This is a genomic window from Microthrixaceae bacterium (assembly GCA_023957975.1).
In the GTDB taxonomy this organism is placed as follows: domain Bacteria; phylum Actinomycetota; class Acidimicrobiia; order Acidimicrobiales; family Microtrichaceae; genus JAMLGM01.
This window is the reverse complement of sequence record JAMLGM010000008.1, coordinates 51542-69221: the sequence shown is the minus strand read 5'-3', so window position 1 is coordinate 69221 and position 17680 is coordinate 51542. Positions and strand designations below refer to the sequence as shown.

The window sequence follows — 17680 nt, the reverse complement described above, 5'->3', positions numbered from 1 at the left end:
CTTCGCCTCGTGCCACACGCGCTGCTCAGTTACCTCGACGACGCCGAACGAGCCGACTACCTCGCCACCCTCACGGCGGTGACGTACCCGCCGGGCGCGGTGATCTTCACCGAGGGCGGCCCGGGGGAACGGTTCATGTTCGTCACCGGCGGTAATGCATCGGTCACCGTCGGAGGCGAGGACGTCGCTTCGGTGGGTGCCGGTTCCATCCTCGGCGAGTTGGCGTTGCTTCGCGGCACCCGACGCACGGCAACCTGCGTGGCCACCGAGGAGGTCACCGGCTATCAGGGAACCCTCGAACACCTCCTCGACCTGTTCGACCGCTCCCCCGACGCCGGGCGCGACCTGGCCGAACTCACCGCTCGACGCATCGCCCCTCGCGTGCCGGCGGTGCGGGTGACCCTTCCCGATGGCGGGGCGCTGCGACTGCGGCCGTTGCTCGCCACCGACCACGACGCCTTCATGCACGTCTATGAGAGCTGGCCGCCCCGCAAGCGCTACATGCGGTTCTTCTCGGCCGCCCCGCCCGATCACGTCCTGCGCCAACTCATCGACATCGATTTCGTCGATCATTTCGCCTGGATCGCCTTCGCCGACAACGGTGACGGGATCGACGAGCCAACCGAGGCCGTCGGTTCGGCGCGCTACATCCGCGTCGACGATCCGGCCTCGGCACAGATCGCCTTCGGCGTGGCCGAAGACTGGCAACGGCGCGGCGTCGCGTCGGTCCTCATCGCCGCGCTTGGCGCTGCAGCGCAGGTGAACGGCATCACCGAATTCACCGCAGAGGTGTTGTCGGAGAACCTCGCGTCCCAGGCACTGTTGCGAAAGTTCGCCATGGTCTTCGATTTCAGCGAGGCCGGCGAGTTGCACGGCACCGGGCCGGTAGCCGACCCGTCGATCGCGTTGAGCGATGACGAGGCCGAGGCGATGGCCCAGGCTGCTGCGCTGATCACCCAGGTGCAGTAACCACGACGCGGCGGCCGTGTCAGGATGGCTCATATGACTCTCGACTCCCGCGTTCAGAAGCTTCTCAAGTTCGCAGCGCTACGGCCCAACGACCTGACCCAGCCGATGTCGGTTCGTCGCACGCAGAGCAACGCAGTCTCGGCCAAGGGCGCCAAGCTGGTCATGAGGATGGGGCCGAACCCCGCCCGGGAGGTCGAGTACTCCGTGCCGGTCGACGGCGGCCGGATCCGGGTCCGGTGCCTGGTTCCGCACGGGCCGGGGCCGCATCCGCTCTATGTGTTCATCCACGGCGGCGGGTGGTGCGCCGGAACGATCGAGGAGCGCGAGGGACGCTGCCGGATGGTCTCCGACGGCGCCCGCTGTGTCGTCGCCTCGGTCGATTACCGACTCGCCCCCGAGAATCAGTTCCCGACCGCTCCACTCGACTGCTTCGCCGCATTGAACTTCCTGGTCGATCACGCTGAGGAACTCAACCTCGACGTCACGAGGATCGCGGTCGGCGGAGAGTCCGCCGGCGGCAATCTTGCGGCGGCGTTGTGCCTGTTGGCGAGGGATCGCGGCGGCCCCGAGATCATGTACCAGTGGCTCGACGTCCCGGCCCTCGACTGCACGTTGTCTCAGGAGGGCCACCGCAACGTGCCCGACGGCTACCTCCTCGACGCCGCGGCGATCGACGACTACCTGGAGTCCTACATCGACGACCCGGCCGAGTACACCAACCCGCTCGCGTCGCCGCTGCTCGCCGAGGATCTCAGCGGTCTACCGCCCGCGTGGATCATGACCGTCGGCTACGACCGCCTTCGCGGCGACGGTGCGGCCTATGCCGACGCGCTCATCGCCGCGGGCGTCGACGCGCGCCACACCCGACTCGACGGCCACATCCACGTCTCGTTCGCCTTCACCCGATTGGTCCCGAGCGCGGCCGCCTACGAGGACCGTGCGATCGTCGCGCTCGCGGATGCGTTTCGACTGGCCAAGGTCCGCGTCGGTTCATCTGCGTCCTGAGCGACGCTCGTTCAAACAAACCAAGGAGTCGGTTGCCATGACAGAGAATTTCCAAGGGACGATCGGCAACACGCTGTCGGAGTCGACCCCGTGGTGGCCCGAGGCCGACCACGGACCGACCGGGGCGCCGAACGTGATCGTGGTGGTGCTCGACGATGTCGGCTACGCCCAGTTCGGCTGCTACGGCTCCGATATTGCAACCCCGACCTTCGACCGGCTCGCCGCCGGTGGTCTGCGCTATTCGAACTTCCACACCACAGCCCTGTGCTCCCCCACCCGCGCGGCGCTGTTGAGCGGCCGCAATCACCACAGCAACTCGATGGCGAGAATCATCGAGTTGGCCTCGGGATTTCCCGGTTACAACTCCCACATCCCGCACGAGAACGGCTTCCTGTCGGAGATCCTGCGCGATGCCGGCTACGCGACCTTCGCACTGGGCAAGTGGCATCTCGCCCCGGCGACCCAGACCGCTGCGGGCAGCCCGAAGGACAAGTGGCCGCTCGGGCGTGGCTTCGAACGGTTCTACGGATTCCTCGGCGGCGAAACCGATCAGTTCGCTCCCGACCTGGTGCGCGACAACTCCCACGTCCCGCCGCCACGAACGCCCGAGGAGGGCTACCACCTCACCGAGGACATCACCGACGAGGCCATCGGCTACCTCGCCGACCTGCGAGGTTCGATGCAGCGGCGGCCGTTCTTCATGTGGTTCGCCCCCGGCGCTTGCCACGCACCCCATCAGGCGCCGGACTCCTACATCGACGCCTACCGGGGGCACTTCGATCAGGGGTGGGATCTGTGGCGCGAACAGGTTTTCGCACGGCAACTCGCGAGCGGGTTGGTGCCCGAGGGAACCCAGTTGTCGTCGCGGCCGGCCTGGGTGCCGGCGTGGGACTCGTTGAGCGCCGACGAACAGCGCCTCGCCGCACGAATGATGGAGGTATACGCCGGATTTCTCACCCACACCGACGCCCAGGTCGGTCGGCTACTCGACTATGTCGAACGTCTGGGCGAGGCCGACAACACCATCGTGATCGTGTTGTCGGACAACGGTGCGTCCGCCGAGGGCGGGGCGGCCGGTTCGTTCAACGAGCTGTACTTCTTCAACTTCGTCCCCGAGCACCTCAACGAGAACCTGCGCCGTATCGACGAACTCGGAGGACCGAGGGCCAACAACCACTACCCGTGGGGGTGGGCGTGGGCAGGAAACACACCGCTCAAACGCTTCAAGCGCGACACCCACGAGGGCGGCGTCACCGACCCCCTCATCATCTCGTGGCCCGCTGCCATCGCGTCGCCGGGCACGACGCCGCGCCGCTACGTGCATGCCATCGACCTGATGCCGACCCTGCTGGAGCTCATCGGCATCGAGTCCCCACGATCGATCGCCGGGGTCCAACAGAGCGAGATCGAAGGGACGAGCTTCGCTGACACGCTGCTCGCTGGCGGCGGGGCTGGCGGCGGGGCTGGTGGCGGCGAGGCTGGCGGGACTGAGCCGCCTCGGACGCAGTACTACGAGATGATCGGATCACGAGCGCTGTATCACGACGGCTGGAAGGCGGTGACCTTTCACCCGCCACAGATCGCCAACTATGAGGGCATCAGCGCCGCCACCTTCGACGACGACCGTTGGGAGCTCTATCACGTCGCCGAGGACTTCTCGGAGTGTCACGATCTGGCCGAGTCCGAACCCGACAAACTCGCCGAATTGCAGGAGCTCTGGTGGCGCGAGGCCAAGCGCTTCAACGTGTTGCCGCTGAACAACGAACCCGGGGTGCACGGCGACGGGCGATACAAGCGAATGGCGTACCGCTACCACGGACGCGTCGGGCCGCTGTCGGAGGCGATCGCTCCGAATCTCAAGAACCGCGAGTGGACCATCGAGGCCGACCTGAGGTTGAACCGACGCGATCCGTCGTCGCCGGTTGCCGGGGTGATCGCGGCGCACGGCAGCCACGCCGGCGGCTGGGTGCTGTTCGTGCACGACGATCGGCTGATGTTCACCTACAACTATCTCGACACCGAACGCAGTACGGCGACGGCGGAGGTTGCGCTTCCTGCCACCGATGTGACGGTCCGCGCCAATTTCGTGCGCGACCCGTTCGGCGCCGGCGGGACGGTCGAGCTGCTCTATGGCGACGTGCCGGTCGGGTCGGCCTTGGTGGCCGCCACCACTCCCCTGACCTACGGCACGGCCGGATTCACTATCGGGTTCCTTCCGTCGAGCCCTATCGATCACCGCCTCAGCGCACGCGCCGAACTCGACCCCGAGGTGCTCGGTGAGGTGCGATTCGAACTGCGCGGCGTCGACCCCATACGCGACTCGATGGCTCCCCCGATCGACAACCGGGTCGATCTCGCCACCCAGTAGGACCACTCAGTAGGACCACTCAGACCGTGCCGATCAGACCGTGCCGATCAGAGCGTGCCGATCAGAGCGTGCCGAGTTCGGCGAGTTGGAACCATCCCTGCTCGGTATAGGTCGAGGCCCCGATGACGGTGTCGGTTTCGGCCTCGAGGTTCCGCTCGTTGCGCACGGGCAGACCCGTCTCCGCGTCGAACCACACGTCGGTTCGCTCGGTTCCGGTCTGGGCTCCGCTCATCGTGCGCTCCCGCACGAAATGCAACACGTCGAGATTTGTGTCGCCGACCGCCAGCGTCGTCTCGCCGGCGAAACGGTAGGGGCCGGTCGAGGTCATCTCACCCTCGGCCGCATCGTTGGTTCCGACACAGGTTCCGGTCCACGAGGCCCCATCGCCTCGTTCGGCCGGAATCACGACCGTCTCGTCAGTGCACTCGAAGACACCGGTGTTCGCGATCGATGTCGGGCCGATCACCCAACGCTGCCACGTCGTTCCACCCGTCTCGACGAGATCGTCCCCGCTCCAGCAGTAGCGCCACTGCTGCCAGTGGTTGGTGCTGTAGTCGATGCGGAAGGTCCAGCAGTCGTCGCCGTCATGTTCGACCGTCGCGGGCATCTCCGGACCCTGGGATTGCGACAGCGGCGGTGTCGACAGCGACTCGGTCCCCTCTCCGGTGAACCGATAGATGCCGGGTGCCGGACGAACGCGTTCCGTCGAGGGGGTGGGGCCCTGCTCGCCCTCACCCTGCTCGCCCTTGGCTTCGAGGTCGACGGTGGTGGAGATCCGGTTCTTGGCGTCCTCGATGTCGACCGGCCGGGCGTTGTCCCGCAACGTCATCCATGCGAACACCCCGACGAGCACCACCACGAGGATCCCGAGGATTCCCACGGCCCTGCGTCCTGAGATTCCCGCCCTGCCCGCGGTGCCAGAGTCGGTGCCAGAGTCGGTGCCGGAGTCGGTCGGGCGCTGTTCGGTCGGTTCGCTCGGTTGCTGCTCAGTCACGGGGATGCCACCAATCGTCTTCGCCGGCTGCCGGGAGCCTAGCCACCGACCAACACCCGCACGCCAACACCCGCACCCCAAACCCCGCCGCCAAACCCGTTCTCCGATAACCAGTGGTCGTGATCACGACCACTGGTTATCGGAGAACGAAAACATCACGAAATGTGTCGTAACTACTTGCCAAACTCGAACGTCTGTTCGTATACTTACCCCCATGGTCACGGCCGACAACGACATCCTCCTCAGCGAACTCGCCGCCGTCGTCGACCGTGCGGAAGGTCTTCTCGGCGCCGTGCTGGATGCCATGCCCCTCAACCGCGGCGACTCCGTCGACATCGACTGGCTCCGCAAACTCAACGGGCTCACCGCACAACTGCGACACCGAGCGGAGCTCGCCGAGATGCTCGCGGCCGGAGCGGTCAACGTCGCTCAACTTCACAAGGTCGATCAGGTCTCCACCAGTCGGCGCTGGGTCGCCGAACATCACGGGCTCACCCACGCCGAGGCCTCCAAGCTCGTACGCGCTGACAGCGCGTGGCGGCGCCACCGCGGGCTCACCGACGCCATCCGCAGCGCCACGATCACCGTCGCTCACCTCGATGCCATCTCGGGCATGATCCCCCAGCACCTCTCCCCTGAAGACGAACAACTCGCCACCGAAGTCATCGATTCGGTGCTCGACGACTTCCTTCAAGGTGCCCGCGACGAACGCGTCGACGACTTCCGCTCCATGTGCGGCCGCGCCCATCAACTCATCGACCCCGACGGCTCCGCGCCCGAAGGCTCCAGCAAGCCACACGCACCGTCCAACGTGCGCCTGTCGCCGCTGTTCAACGGACGCTGGTCGCTCACCGGCGACCTCAGCGCCGACGACGGCGCGTTCATCGCATCGCTGCTCGACGCCGCAATGGCCAACGCCCACCGCGCCGCCAAGAACGCCGGCGACGATGCGTTGGCACAACACCAGGCCAAGTCGGCCGCCCAGCGTCGCGCCGATGCGTTGTTGGACCTCCTCATCAAAGGCAGCGGTGCCACCGAACCGGGACGCGCCGGCATCTACCTGCACATCGACCTCGATGCGCTCCTCAACGCCGATGTCGCCTCCCCCGACGATCTCGTCACCGGCGCGGGTATGCGCGCCCACACCGAAGCCAACCTCGACGTCACCGACGAGACCCTCTGGGCCTGGTTCGCCGGCGCCGACGTCACCCCCGTGTTCAACCACGGCGGGCAACCGGTCGGCCACGGAAGAACACGCCGAGTCGCCTCCGACATCCAACGTCGCATCCTCGCCCACCGCTACCGAGGGTGCGTCAACCCCGCCTGCGACGCCACCCCCAACTGGTGTCAGGCCCACCACATCACCCCCTGGGAACACGGTGGAGCCACCGACATCGACAACCTCGTCCCGAAGTGCGGTTACGACCATAAGGCCGACCACGACAAACACCGCGAGATCCAAGATCAACCGCCCAAGCCCAAGGCCTGGCTCCACCGCCTCCGGCGACGACGAGAAGCCAACCCCAGAGACCGCGGTGCCGGCAACAGGGACATCTCAGGCAACGACGAGCGGCTCGCGAGCTGATGCCGAGTCGCGCTGGAACATCGATATGGAGTGCATACCATATGCATATGGCAACTAAAACGACGATCAATCTCGACGACGAGATGGAAGCAGCGCTCGCCGAGCTCGTGGAGCTTGACGGCACGAAGACGCTGGCAATCAAGCGGGCGCTGCTCGGCGAGGTCAACCGCAGGCGTCGGAACCATGCGATTCTCGAGCTCATCGAGGGATGGGAGGCCGACCACGGCCCAATCGATCAGGCACATGTCGACTGGGCTGATTCCGTTCTCGACCGTCAAGGGGTGCCGAGATGATCGTCGATGCCGGGCCGCTGATCGTCGACGGCGAGAACCTCAACTCGAGGCTGTGGGCGCTGGTCCGGCAGTGCATACGGCGCGGCGACGATGTGTCGACGACCCACCCGGTGCTCGCTCAGGTGTGGCGACAACCCCAGCGCCAGGCGAACCTCGCACGGTTGATTCGCCAGATGGACACCTACGGATTGACCGACTCCCGAACGGTCGGCCGAAGGCTTGCCGACTCGGACACCTCGGACGTCGTGGATGCTCACCTCGCCGTGATCGCTGAACGCCTCGGCACCTTCATCCTCACAACAGACGCTGAGGACATGGCCCGCCTCGACGCACGATTCGAGCGGTACTGAGCTGAGCGGTACTGAGCTGAGCAGTACTGAGCTGAGCAGTACTGAGCTAAGTGGTACTGAGCTGAGCGGTACTGGCCTGAACGGCACTGACGCCGATCCGCCCCCCGCCGCAGGCTGCATGCCACGATGGAAGTCGATCGCTCCGAATCGTCCACAAACACCTGCGGGGAGGAACGATGAAGATCGAACGGATTGGCCTGTCGCTGTCCTCCATCGCCGAGGAACGCCGCCGCGAGCAATTGGAGACACCCCCCGAACACGACGATCGCGACGCCGGCGACGGCCATTCCGATACTGATACGGGAGAGGGCGCGGGCGCGGGCAACGACGCGATGTTCGCTCGACTGACCGCGACGGAACCTGAGCCGCCGGACGACTCCGGGGTCCCCCACGTCGACGACCCGACCGCGCGGCTACGACTAGAACCCCTCGACGCCGACCACCACCCCACGCGACAGCACGCCATCGACGCCTACGGCACCGCAGCCCGTGACGAGGCACCCCACCTGCTCGACGAAACCGACCTCTAACCGCGCGAACATCACCGCGCGAACATCACCGCGCGAACATCACCGCGCGAAGGATGCGCCTCCGTTGACCGGAATCGTCTGGCCCGTCACCCAGCCAGCGAGTGGACTCGCGAGCATGGCAACCATCCAGGCGACGTCGTCGGGTTCGCCCGGGCGACGAACGAGGTAGCCGCTCAGGATCGCACGCTGGCGCTCGAGGTTCGCCTCGTCGGCCCAGAACCCCTCGGTCATCTCGGTTCTCATCGTGCCCAGGGCCAGGCTGTTGACGGTGATGCCGTGACGGGCAACCTCACTCGCCAGCCCGCGGCCGAATCCGGCGGCCCCGGCTTTGGCCGCCGCGTAGGCGGCCATGTTCGCGTCCCCGGTGCGGGCCGAATCGGACACGATGTTGATGATCCGCCCCCACCCCGCATCGATCATCTTCGGCAGTACCGCGTGAGCGCAATGCATGACGCCGTACAGGTTCACGTCGATGAATCGCTGCCACTGCTCCGGCCGGGATTCGACGAAGGGACCGATGCCGCCGAACCCTTCTGCCCCGGCGTTGCCGGCGTTGTTCACGAGAATGTCGATACGACCCGAGCCCGACGCCGACTCGATCCCCGCTCGCACGGCATCACGATCGGTGACGTCGAAGGCGGCCGGATGCGCAACTCCACCGGCAGAACGGATCTGTTCGACGACAGCCTCGGCGCGATCGACAACCAGATCGTTCACCAGCACGTCGACACCGGCCGCGGCGACCCGACGAGCGATGGCCGCGCCCACGCCCTGCCCGGCGCCGGTCACAAGCGCCCGCTTACCCTCGAGTTCGAACGTCATGGCTCCCTCGCAGGCCTTCTGGCGCCAACCGAGCGCAGATCAGCGGATCTTCGGCTTCACCCGTGCGCCACTCGAGAACACGTCCTGGCCCTCGTTCAACGCGTCGACGGTGGTGGCGAGGTGCAGGAACACGTTGCCGAGTTCGGTCGCCTGCTGTGGGGTGAGGCTGCGGGCCGCCCACAGCGTGCGAACCGTCGTCTGAATCGTGCGGGTCGGGGCTGAGGCAATCGCCCGGGCCAGTTGCTGCGCAGAGGCGAGCGCCTCGTCGAGTGGCAGCACCTCGGACACGAAACCGACGTCGTGGGCGCGTTGCGCGCTGATTCGCTCGTGGTTGCCGGCCAGCGCCATGCGCATGACCTCGCCGAAGGGCATCATCGGCAGCAGCAGGATCGGTTCGTACACCGCCATCATCGAGTAGGTGACGTGCGGGTCAAAGAACTGGGCGTGGTCGGCAGCGATGATGACATCGGACTCGCCCAGGAAGTAGAACGCCCCGCCGCACGCGATGCCGTTGACCACCGAGATGACCGGCTTCCACAGCTCCTGAGTCTTCGGCCCGAGCAGCCGACCCGGGTCCTCATACAGCAGCGGATCCCAGGCGAACTCGGCCTGGTCACGGTCGATGCCAGCACAGAACGCCCGCTCGCCGGAGCCGGTCAGCACCACGGCGCGGACATCGTCGTTCGTGCGCAGGTGCTGCCACAGGTCGCGCACCTCGTTGCACATGGTCTCGTTGAACGAGTTCATGGCCTCGGGCCGGTTGAGGGTGACGGTCGCGACCCCATCGGTCACGTCGAGGAGGAGCGTTTCGAAATCCACGTCGTTGTTGTACCACGCAGCGCTCACCCCTTCGAAGTTGCCGGCTGTGTCCGTGTCCTGAACGGTCACGATCGAATCCTGTAGAGTTTTTGAACGGAACCGCCCGACAGGGGGTGCCGGGGGAGATCTCGACGATGAGCCAACACGTGGTGTTCTTGCTCTTGGGCTTGGCGAACGGCGCCGTATTCGCGGGGCTGGCACTCGCGCTCGTACTCACCTACCGCAGCTCGGGCGTCATCAATTTCGCGACCGGAGCGGTCGCCCTGTTCAGCGCCTACTTCTACGCGTTCCTGCGCGAAGGGCAGATCCTCATCCCGATCCCCGGGCTTCCGACCTCGATCGACATCGGCTCGCCGCTCACCATGCCCTCGGCCATCGCGGCGACGCTGCTGGTCGACGCGGCGGTCGGGCTCATCATGTACGCCACCACCTTTCGACCGCTGCGCGGCGCCCCGTCGATCGCGAAGGCGGTGGCCTCCATCGGGGTGATGGTGGTGCTCACCGGCCTCGTCACGCTTCGGTTCGGCACCAACCCGATGGCGGTCGGAGCGATCTTTCCTACGAACACGATCGAGATCGGCTCGGTGCGCGTCTCCGCCGACCGCATCTGGTTCGCCGCAACCATCCTCGTGCTCACCGGCGCCGTGTTGGCCCTGTTTCGCTTCACCGTGTTCGGCCTGCACACGAGAGCGGCCGCAGAGACCGAGACCGGGGCGTATGTCTCGGGCATCTCGCCGGACCGTATCGCTGCTGCCAACTGGGTGATCAGCGCGGTCGTCGCCGGGTTCGTCGGCATCCTCATCTCGCCGGTGTCGCCGCTCGTGCCCTACTCCTACACGCTGTTCATCGTGCCGGCCCTCGCCGCGGCGATCGTCGGAGGGTTCGACCGGATCGGGGTCGCGGTCGCCGCGGGGCTGGCGATCGGCATGTTGCAGTCGGAGATGACCTACCTGCAAACGACGTGGGACTGGCTCCCCGACTCCGGGATGCCCGAACTCGTGCCGCTCGTGTTGCTCCTCGTGGTGCTGGTCATCCGAGCCAGGCCGCTGCCGTCGCGGGGCACCCTCGCCACCGCCGATCTCGCGCGGGCCCCGCGACCCGAGCGCCTCGCAACCTCCACCCTGATCGGCGCAACCCTCGGGGTCGTCGCCATCCTCGCAACGACCGGAGCGGTTCGCGCCGCGCTCGTCACCTCGTTCATCTTCGCGATCATCTCGCTGTCGGTGGTCGTGGTCACCGGATTCGCCGGGCAGGTCTCCTTCGCCCAACTCACCCTCGCCGGGGTCGCCGGATTCACGCTCAGCCCGCTCACCAACGACTGGGGGGTGCCGTTCCCCATCGCCCCGATCCTGGCCGCCGCGGTCGCGATGGTCATCGGCGTGGTGGTCGGGTTGCCCGCGTTGCGCGTCCGGGGTCTGCCCGTCGCGATCGTCACCCTGTCGCTCGCCGTCACCCTGCAGACCCTGTGGTTCCAGAATTCGAGCTGGGTCGGGTTCACCGGCATGAAGGTGGCCCCGCCGTCGCTGTTCGGCCTCGACCTCGGACCCGGCACCGGTGCCGCCTATCCCACCGTTGCGTTCTGCGTGATGGTGTTGACGGTGCTGGTGGCGGTGTCCCTCGCCGTGGCAACGCTTCGACGCAGCAGTGTCGGGTCGTCGATGCTGGCTGTTCGGGCGAACGAGCGGGCCGCCGCTGCGGCGGGCATCAACGTCGTCGCCACCAAGATCGCGGCCTTCGCCATCGGGGCGTTTCTCGCCGGCATCGGCGGATCGCTGCTCGCCTACCGGGTCGGCACGGTGACCTTCGACCTGTACGACGTGTTGTTGGGCCTCGGGCTGTTCGCGACGGTCTATCTGGCCGGCATCACGTCGGTATCGGGGGGCCTGCTCGCCGGACTACTCGCGGCGGGTGGCATCGTGTCCTATGCGTCGACGCAGTGGTTCTCGATGTCGACGCCGTGGTACCAGCTGGCAACCGGCGTGGCGCTGGTCGCCACCGTCATCGCCAACCCCGACGGACTTGCCGGACGGTTCCACGCACGGGCCGACGCCCGACGTTCAGCCGAACCTCGACGCTCAGCCGACGCCCGAACCACGACGACAGCCCGAACGTCTGCCGAAACCCGAAACAGCACCGAGGGGACCGTCAATTTCGACGGCGCCGGCCGTCTCGAGGTGGCCCACCTCGTGGTTCGCTACGGGGGAATCGCTGCGGTCGACGACGTGAGCTTCACCGTCGAGCCGGGCCAGATCGTCGGGCTCATCGGACCGAACGGCGCCGGCAAGACCACCGCCATCGACGCCATTTCCGGTTTCGTCGAGGCTTCGGGAACGGTTCGCCTCGACGGGGTGCCGATTCACCAGCTCGCGCCGTTTCGCCGGATCCGCTCCGGGTTGGGACGCACCTTTCAAGGCATCGAGTTGTGGAACGAACTCACCGTCGCCGAAAACGTGCTCGTCGGCCCCGGGGCGACGCGGCGCAGCGACGAACAGGTCGAGGCGTTGTTCGACCTGCTCGGCCTCGGCGACCTGAAGGACCGTCCTGCCAGCGAGCTTTCACAGGGGCAGCGTCAGCTCGTGTCGATCGCCCGCTCGCTCACCGCCGGCCCCCGGGTGCTGCTCCTCGACGAACCGGCGGCCGGGCTCGACTCGACCGAGAGCGAATGGCTTGCGCAGCGCCTTCGCGACATCCGCACCGCCGGGGTCAGCATCTTGTTGGTCGACCACGACATGGCCCTGGTGTTGGGGCTGTGTGACCGCATCGAAGTGCTCGATCAGGGCCGCATCATCGCCAGCGGTCCACCCGAGGAGATCCGAAGAAGTCGACACGTCGCCGAGGCGTACCTGGGAGCGCCAGCGACCAGCGCGCCAGCGACCAGCGCGACCATGACCGGCAAGCCCGCAAGCCGTCCGGTGGAGGCGCCATGACCCCGCGACTGCAATGCCGAGGTCTCACCGTCGGTTACGGAAGCCTCACCGTTGTCCGCAACGTCGACCTGTCGCTGTCCGATGGCACCGTGTTGGCACTGCTCGGCCCCAACGGCGCCGGCAAGACCACGATGCTGTCCGCGATGGCCGGATTGTTGGCCCATCAAGGCGGCGAGGTGATCCTCGATGGAACCGTGCTGCCCTCCGGCAAGGCGCAGGCCGCGAACCGCGCCGGCCTCGTGCTGGTCCCCGACAACCGCTGCCTGTTCACCACGCTCAGCGTCGGAGACAACCTGCGCGCGGCTGCGCCCAAGGACCGCAACGCCATCGAGGAGGTCGCCGAGATGTTCCCCGCCCTCAGGCGCCGTTGGAAGGTGACCGCCGGATCGCTGTCCGGCGGCGAACAGCAGATGCTCGCCATCGGTCGGGCCCTCGTGCAACGGCCCCGGGCGTTGTTGATCGATGAGTTGTCGATGGGTCTCGCTCCGCTCATCGTGACCCAACTGCTCGACACGGTGCGGCACGCCGCCGATGAGATGAACACCGTCGTGGTGCTGGTCGAACAACACGTTCGTCTCGCGCTCGACGTCGCCGATGAGGCCATCGTGCTCGTTCACGGCGAGGCCGTTCTGAGCGCCCCGGCCCACGAGCTTGCCGCCGACATCGGACGGGTCGAGGCCGCCTACCTCGGCGAGAACCGCTGAACCACCAGTCCGGTACCGACGGGAAAGGAACCCCGAATGACGCAGCCCAATCCATCGCCCCGACAGCCACAGGACGCGCCCGCCGGCGCCCGTTTCGCCCGCGACATCACCGACGTCGACCTCAGCCTCGCCGCCTCGTTCGCACAGGCGGTGCCCCATGGGGCCTTCGACGCGTTGCGTGAGGCCGGAGGTGTCGCCTGGCATGACGAGTTGCCCGTCGATGACGCGATGCAGACCGACTTCGTCCGCTTCGTCGACAGCCCAGGGTTCTGGACCGTCACGAGCCACGAACTCGTCAACGAGGTGCTTCGTAATTCGGACCGGTTCTCCTCCGAACTCGGCACGACGATGATGCTGTCCCTCGACGAGGAGAGCCTGCCGACTTTGCGGGCGATGCTCATAAACATGGACGCGCCGCATCACACGCGTATTCGCCGGATTCTCCAACCGAGCTTCACACCGCGTTCGGTTGAGAAGCTGCACGAATCGGTACGGGTCAACGCCCGCGAGATCATGGTGGAACTCGATGGCCAACGCGAGTGCGAACTCGTCACCGCCGTCTCGGCGGAGCTGCCGTTGCGGGTGCTCGCCGATCTGTTGGGCATGCCGCGTTCGGATCGCCATCTGATCTTCGAGTGGTCGAACGCTCTCATCGAGGCCGAGGGCATACAACAGTCGGGCGAGTCGGCCAGCGGGGTCGAAGCGATGGCGGCGATGGTCGAGTACGGGCAGGCGATGGCGGCGCAGCGGCGCGAACATCCCACCGACGACATGGTCTCGACGATCGCCAACGCGCAGGTCGACGGCGATCAGCTCGACGACTGGGAGTTCGCAATGTTCTGGGTGCTGTTGGTCGTCGCCGGAAACGAAACGACCCGCAACGCCATCTCCGGTTCGGTGGCGGCACTCCAGGAACACCGACGCTGGTCCCAGATGGCAGCCCAAGGTGAGGTTCCGATGGTCGCGCTTGAGGAGTTGCTGCGCTACGTGTCGCCGGTGGCGCACTTTCGGCGCACCGCGACCGCCGACACCACTCTTGGCGACCAACACATCCGCGCCGGAGACAAGGTGGTCGTGTGGTTCGGTGCGGCGAACCGCGACCCCAACGTGTTTTCGAATCGGCACGGCCTCGAACTCGATCGCGCCGAGAACCCGCACATGGCGTTCGGCATCGGTCCGCATTACTGCCTGGGGGCCCACCTGGCGCGTCTCGAGGTCAAGACGATGCTCGATGAGTTGGTCCAACACTTCCCGAACCTGTCGCTGGCGTCGGAGCCGGTGCGGGTGGGGTCGAACTTCATCAGCGGAATCTCATCGATGCCGGTCAACCTCGCCTGAATGTGCTAAACATGTAGAGGTATCGACGCGGAAGCGTCGGGGGAACAGGGGGAACACATGCTGTCCAAATACCGTCGCGTCGTTGCGGCCGGTGCCGTTGCGAGTTCGCTGGCACTCCTCGCCGCAGGCTGCACCGAAGACACCGCGGACGACAACACGCAGTCCACGACGACCGCGGCCGAGGTCGACCTCAGCATTCTCGGGGAGAAGAACCCGGCCTCGGGCGATCCGATCCAGGTCGGATTCATCTACTCCGGCGAGACCGCAGCGATCGACACCACTCCCGAATACGAGGGAGCCAAGGCCACCGTCGAATACGTGAACGAATACATGGGCGGCATCGGCGGACGCCCGCTCGAACTGTTGGTCTGCACCGACCTGCTGACTCCGGCGGGTGCCACCGACTGCGGCAACGAGATGGTCGCGGCCGGCGTGCCGATCGTGTTGCAGTCCCAGCCGATCAATCCGGTGCAGATCACCGAACTGCTCGAGCCCGCCGCCATCCCCTACTTCACCGCCCAGGGTTTCGATCCGTCGATCCTCATGTCGGATATGGCATTCGCCCTCGGCAACCCCTTCACGATCGTCGGGGCGCCGGTCACCGCGGCGAAGGCCGCTGGCGCCACCAAGACGGCGATGGTCTACATCGACCTTCCCGCGACGGCGACCTTCACGGCGTTCGCCAAGCCGGTGTTCGAAGCGAACGACATCGAACTCATCTCCACCGCCATCGCGCCGGGTACCCCCGACGTGAACCCGCAGATCCAGGCAGCACTGTCCGACGGGGCCGAACAGTTCATGGTGGTCGGCGATTCGACGCTGTGCATCAACACACTCAAGGCGCTCAAGACCCTGGGCTTCGACGGGAGCATCCTCGTCAACTTCCAGTGCATCGGTGGGCTCGCCGAGGCTGTCCCCGGCGGCATCGAGGGCGTGCAGGTGGGCACGACGCAGTCCGGTAGCAGCGATGACGCCGACGTTCAGCTCTACGACGCGATCATGGCGCACTACGCACCCGACACCCAGGCGCACGGACTCACCGCCGAGAGCGGCTATGCCATCGTGATGGGCTTCGCACGGGCGACCCACAAGCTCGATGGAGCGGCAGCAACCTCGGCCGACTTCGTCGCAGCCATCAAGGCCATGGATCCTCAGCCGCTGCCGCTGTTCGCCGAGGGTACGTTCCAGTGCAACGGAACCGCGGCGCCGCTCACCAAGGCGGTCTGCGCGAGTTCGGCACTCATCGAGACGTTGAACGCCGATGGCACCGTGAAGTCGTCCGAACAGTTCGACGTCAAGCCGTTCAGCAGTATCGGCTGATCCTGCGACGAGGCCTGCCATGAGCGAATGGTCCTTCACCCAGGTGTACGACGTCGTCGCCGCGACCGTTCCCGATCGGGAGATGGTCGTGTGCGGCGATGTCCGGCGATGCTACGCCGAGGTCGCGCAACGCAGCCGGGGGCTGGCCTCGTTCTTCGTCGGGGGCGGCATCGGTCTGCACCGCGAGCGCAGCGAATTGCAGCGCTGGGAGCGCGGCCAGGACGCCGTGGCGCTGGTGTTACACAACTGCGCCGAGTACCTCGAGGCGATGTTTGGCGCGTTTCGCGCCCGGGCCGTGCCGTTCAACGTCAACCAGCACTATCGACGCAGCGAGATCGCAGCGCTGTTCGACGACATCGGCGTCGCAGCGGTCATCTATCACCGTCAGTACGCGCCGCTGATCGCCGAGGCGCTCGACCCTGATGCGGTCGTGCTGATCGATGTCGACGACGGTTCCGGGGTGGAGCCGCTTGCTGGCAGCATCGCGTTCGAGGACGCCGTGGCGACACCGATCGGAGAGCTTCCCGAGACGTCGCCCGATGACCTGTACATGATCTGCACGGGAGGCACGACGGGGCGGCCCAAGGCGGTGCTGTGGCGTCAGGCCGACCAGTACGTCGCCGGAATGGGCGGCGACGCCGACGACACGGCCGAGTCGATTGGCGCACGGGCCTCCGGCGGGGCGCTCAAGTGGTACGCGGTACCGCCGCTCATGCACGCCGCCGCGCAGATGACCGCATTCGCTGGCTTGCACAGCGGGGCGACGATCGTGTTACACGACGACTCCCAGCCCTTCTCCCCCGCCGCGATCTGGCAACTCGCGGAGCGTGAGGCGGTGTTCTTGATGACGATGGTCGGCGACGCGTACGCCGGCCCGCTCGTCGAGGAACTGCGCCGTAAGGACTACGACCTGTCGAGCCTCATCGTCATCGGCACGGGCGGAGCCGCCACCAACGAGGAGTACCAGGATGCGTTTATCGAACTCATCCCGCAGGTGATCATCCGCGACGGTTACGGCGCCTCGGAGACCGGCGGCATGGCCTACACGTCGCGGGCCGCCTCGGGTCGCACCGAGGGGATGCAACTGGGGCCGGGGGCCGCGGTGATTTCGACCGATCGCAGCCACTTCCTCGAGCCGGGATCCGATGAGATCGGCTGGACCGTGCGGCGAGGCATCGTGCCCCTCGGATATCTCGGCGATCAGGACCGCACCGTCGAGACCTTTCCGATCATCGACGGCGAGCGGGTGTCGATCCCCGGCGACCGAGCGCAGCTGTTACCCAACGGCGAGATCAAGATGCTCGGTCGAGATTCGATGGTGGTCAACACCGGCGGCGAGAAGGTGTTCGTCGAGGAGGTCGAGGAGATCCTGCGGCGTCATCCGGCCGTCCGCGATGCCCTCGTCGTGGGGCGCCCCTCCGCGCGGTTCGGCCAGGAGGTCACCGCGGTGGTGTCGGTGCGCGACGGACAGGTGCTCGAGCCCGCGGAACTGCGCGACTTCGTCGCCGAGCAGATCGCCCGGTTCAAAGCTCCGCGTGCGGTGGCGGTGTGCGAGCAGGTGCAACGCCACGCCAACGGCAAGGCCGACTACCAGTGGGCCAAGCAGACGGCGCTCGACGCGGTCGACATCACCTGACGGCGAGTCGGTGCGTCGCC

Annotated in this window: 15 protein-coding genes; 12 read left to right on the top strand and 3 right to left on the bottom strand. The window is 66.7% G+C overall.

Going from position 1 to position 17680, the window contains the following annotated elements; all coding sequences use genetic code 11:
• Window positions 1-9: 9 nt before the first annotated feature.
• The 3 genes from M9952_12085 to M9952_12075 are packed head-to-tail and all read left to right on the top strand — an operon-like array spanning window position 10 to window position 4342.
• Window positions 10-969: a GNAT family N-acetyltransferase gene (locus M9952_12085; GenBank protein ID MCO5313661.1), complete on the top strand. Its 960-nt coding sequence runs from the start codon at window positions 10-12 to the stop codon at window positions 967-969.
• Between the two features lie 33 nt (window positions 970-1002).
• Window positions 1003-1974, top strand: a complete 972-nt coding sequence (locus M9952_12080; GenBank protein MCO5313660.1) for an alpha/beta hydrolase — start codon at window positions 1003-1005, stop codon at window positions 1972-1974.
• A gap of 37 nt (window positions 1975-2011) precedes the next feature.
• On the top strand, window positions 2012-4342 hold the full coding sequence (locus M9952_12075; protein ID MCO5313659.1) for an arylsulfatase: 2331 nt from the start codon (window positions 2012-2014) through the stop codon (window positions 4340-4342).
• Between the two features lie 61 nt (window positions 4343-4403).
• Here the strand turns inward: M9952_12075 and M9952_12070 are convergent, their stop codons facing one another.
• Complete coding sequence (locus tag M9952_12070; GenBank protein ID MCO5313658.1) at window positions 4404-5336, bottom strand: hypothetical protein; 933 nt, start codon at window positions 5334-5336, stop codon at window positions 4404-4406.
• A 214-nt stretch (window positions 5337-5550) separates the two neighbouring features.
• On the opposite strand from M9952_12070, the gene M9952_12065 reads away from it, so the two are divergent.
• The 4 genes from M9952_12065 to M9952_12050 all read left to right on the top strand — a co-directional run bounded on the left by M9952_12065 (window position 5551) and on the right by M9952_12050 (window position 8094).
• Window positions 5551-6921 carry an HNH endonuclease gene (locus tag M9952_12065; protein MCO5313657.1) on the top strand — a complete coding sequence of 457 codons (1371 nt, stop codon included), beginning with the start codon at window positions 5551-5553 and terminating at the stop codon, window positions 6919-6921.
• A 47-nt stretch (window positions 6922-6968) separates the two neighbouring features.
• Window positions 6969-7214: a hypothetical protein gene (locus tag M9952_12060; GenBank protein ID MCO5313656.1), complete on the top strand. Its 246-nt coding sequence runs from the start codon at window positions 6969-6971 to the stop codon at window positions 7212-7214.
• Window positions 7211-7564, top strand: a complete 354-nt coding sequence (locus M9952_12055; GenBank protein MCO5313655.1) for a hypothetical protein — start codon at window positions 7211-7213, stop codon at window positions 7562-7564. The genes M9952_12060 and M9952_12055 overlap by 4 nt, the downstream gene beginning before the upstream one ends.
• Window positions 7565-7740: 176 nt before the next feature.
• Window positions 7741-8094 carry a hypothetical protein gene (locus tag M9952_12050; protein ID MCO5313654.1) on the top strand — a complete coding sequence of 118 codons (354 nt, stop codon included), beginning with the start codon at window positions 7741-7743 and terminating at the stop codon, window positions 8092-8094.
• Between the two features lie 39 nt (window positions 8095-8133).
• On the opposite strand, the gene M9952_12045 is transcribed toward M9952_12050, so the two are convergent.
• Complete coding sequence (locus M9952_12045) at window positions 8134-8916, bottom strand: SDR family oxidoreductase (protein ID MCO5313653.1); 783 nt, start codon at window positions 8914-8916, stop codon at window positions 8134-8136.
• Window positions 8917-8955: 39 nt separating this feature from the next.
• On the bottom strand, window positions 8956-9804 hold the full coding sequence (locus M9952_12040; GenBank protein MCO5313652.1) for an enoyl-CoA hydratase/isomerase family protein: 849 nt from the start codon (window positions 9802-9804) through the stop codon (window positions 8956-8958).
• Window positions 9805-9869: 65 nt separating this feature from the next.
• Between M9952_12040 and M9952_12035 the strand changes: the two genes are divergently transcribed.
• The 5 genes from M9952_12035 to M9952_12015 are packed head-to-tail and all read left to right on the top strand — an operon-like array spanning window position 9870 to window position 17660.
• Entirely contained in the window at window positions 9870-12662 is a 2793-nt protein-coding gene (locus M9952_12035) for a branched-chain amino acid ABC transporter permease/ATP-binding protein (GenBank protein ID MCO5313651.1), read from the top strand.
• Entirely contained in the window at window positions 12659-13366 is a 708-nt protein-coding gene (locus tag M9952_12030; protein ID MCO5313650.1) for an ABC transporter ATP-binding protein, read from the top strand. Before M9952_12035 ends, M9952_12030 begins: the two co-directional genes overlap by 4 nt.
• 36 nt (window positions 13367-13402) lie before the next feature.
• Window positions 13403-14704, top strand: a complete 1302-nt coding sequence (locus M9952_12025) for a cytochrome P450 (protein ID MCO5313649.1) — start codon at window positions 13403-13405, stop codon at window positions 14702-14704.
• 57 nt (window positions 14705-14761) lie between these two features.
• Window positions 14762-16024 carry an ABC transporter substrate-binding protein gene (locus tag M9952_12020; GenBank protein ID MCO5313648.1) on the top strand — a complete coding sequence of 421 codons (1263 nt, stop codon included), beginning with the start codon at window positions 14762-14764 and terminating at the stop codon, window positions 16022-16024.
• Window positions 16025-16043: 19 nt separating this feature from the next.
• Window positions 16044-17660, top strand: coding sequence for an AMP-binding protein (locus tag M9952_12015; protein MCO5313647.1), 1617 nt, complete (start codon window positions 16044-16046; stop codon window positions 17658-17660).
• The last annotated feature ends 20 nt before the right edge of the window (window positions 17661-17680 follow it).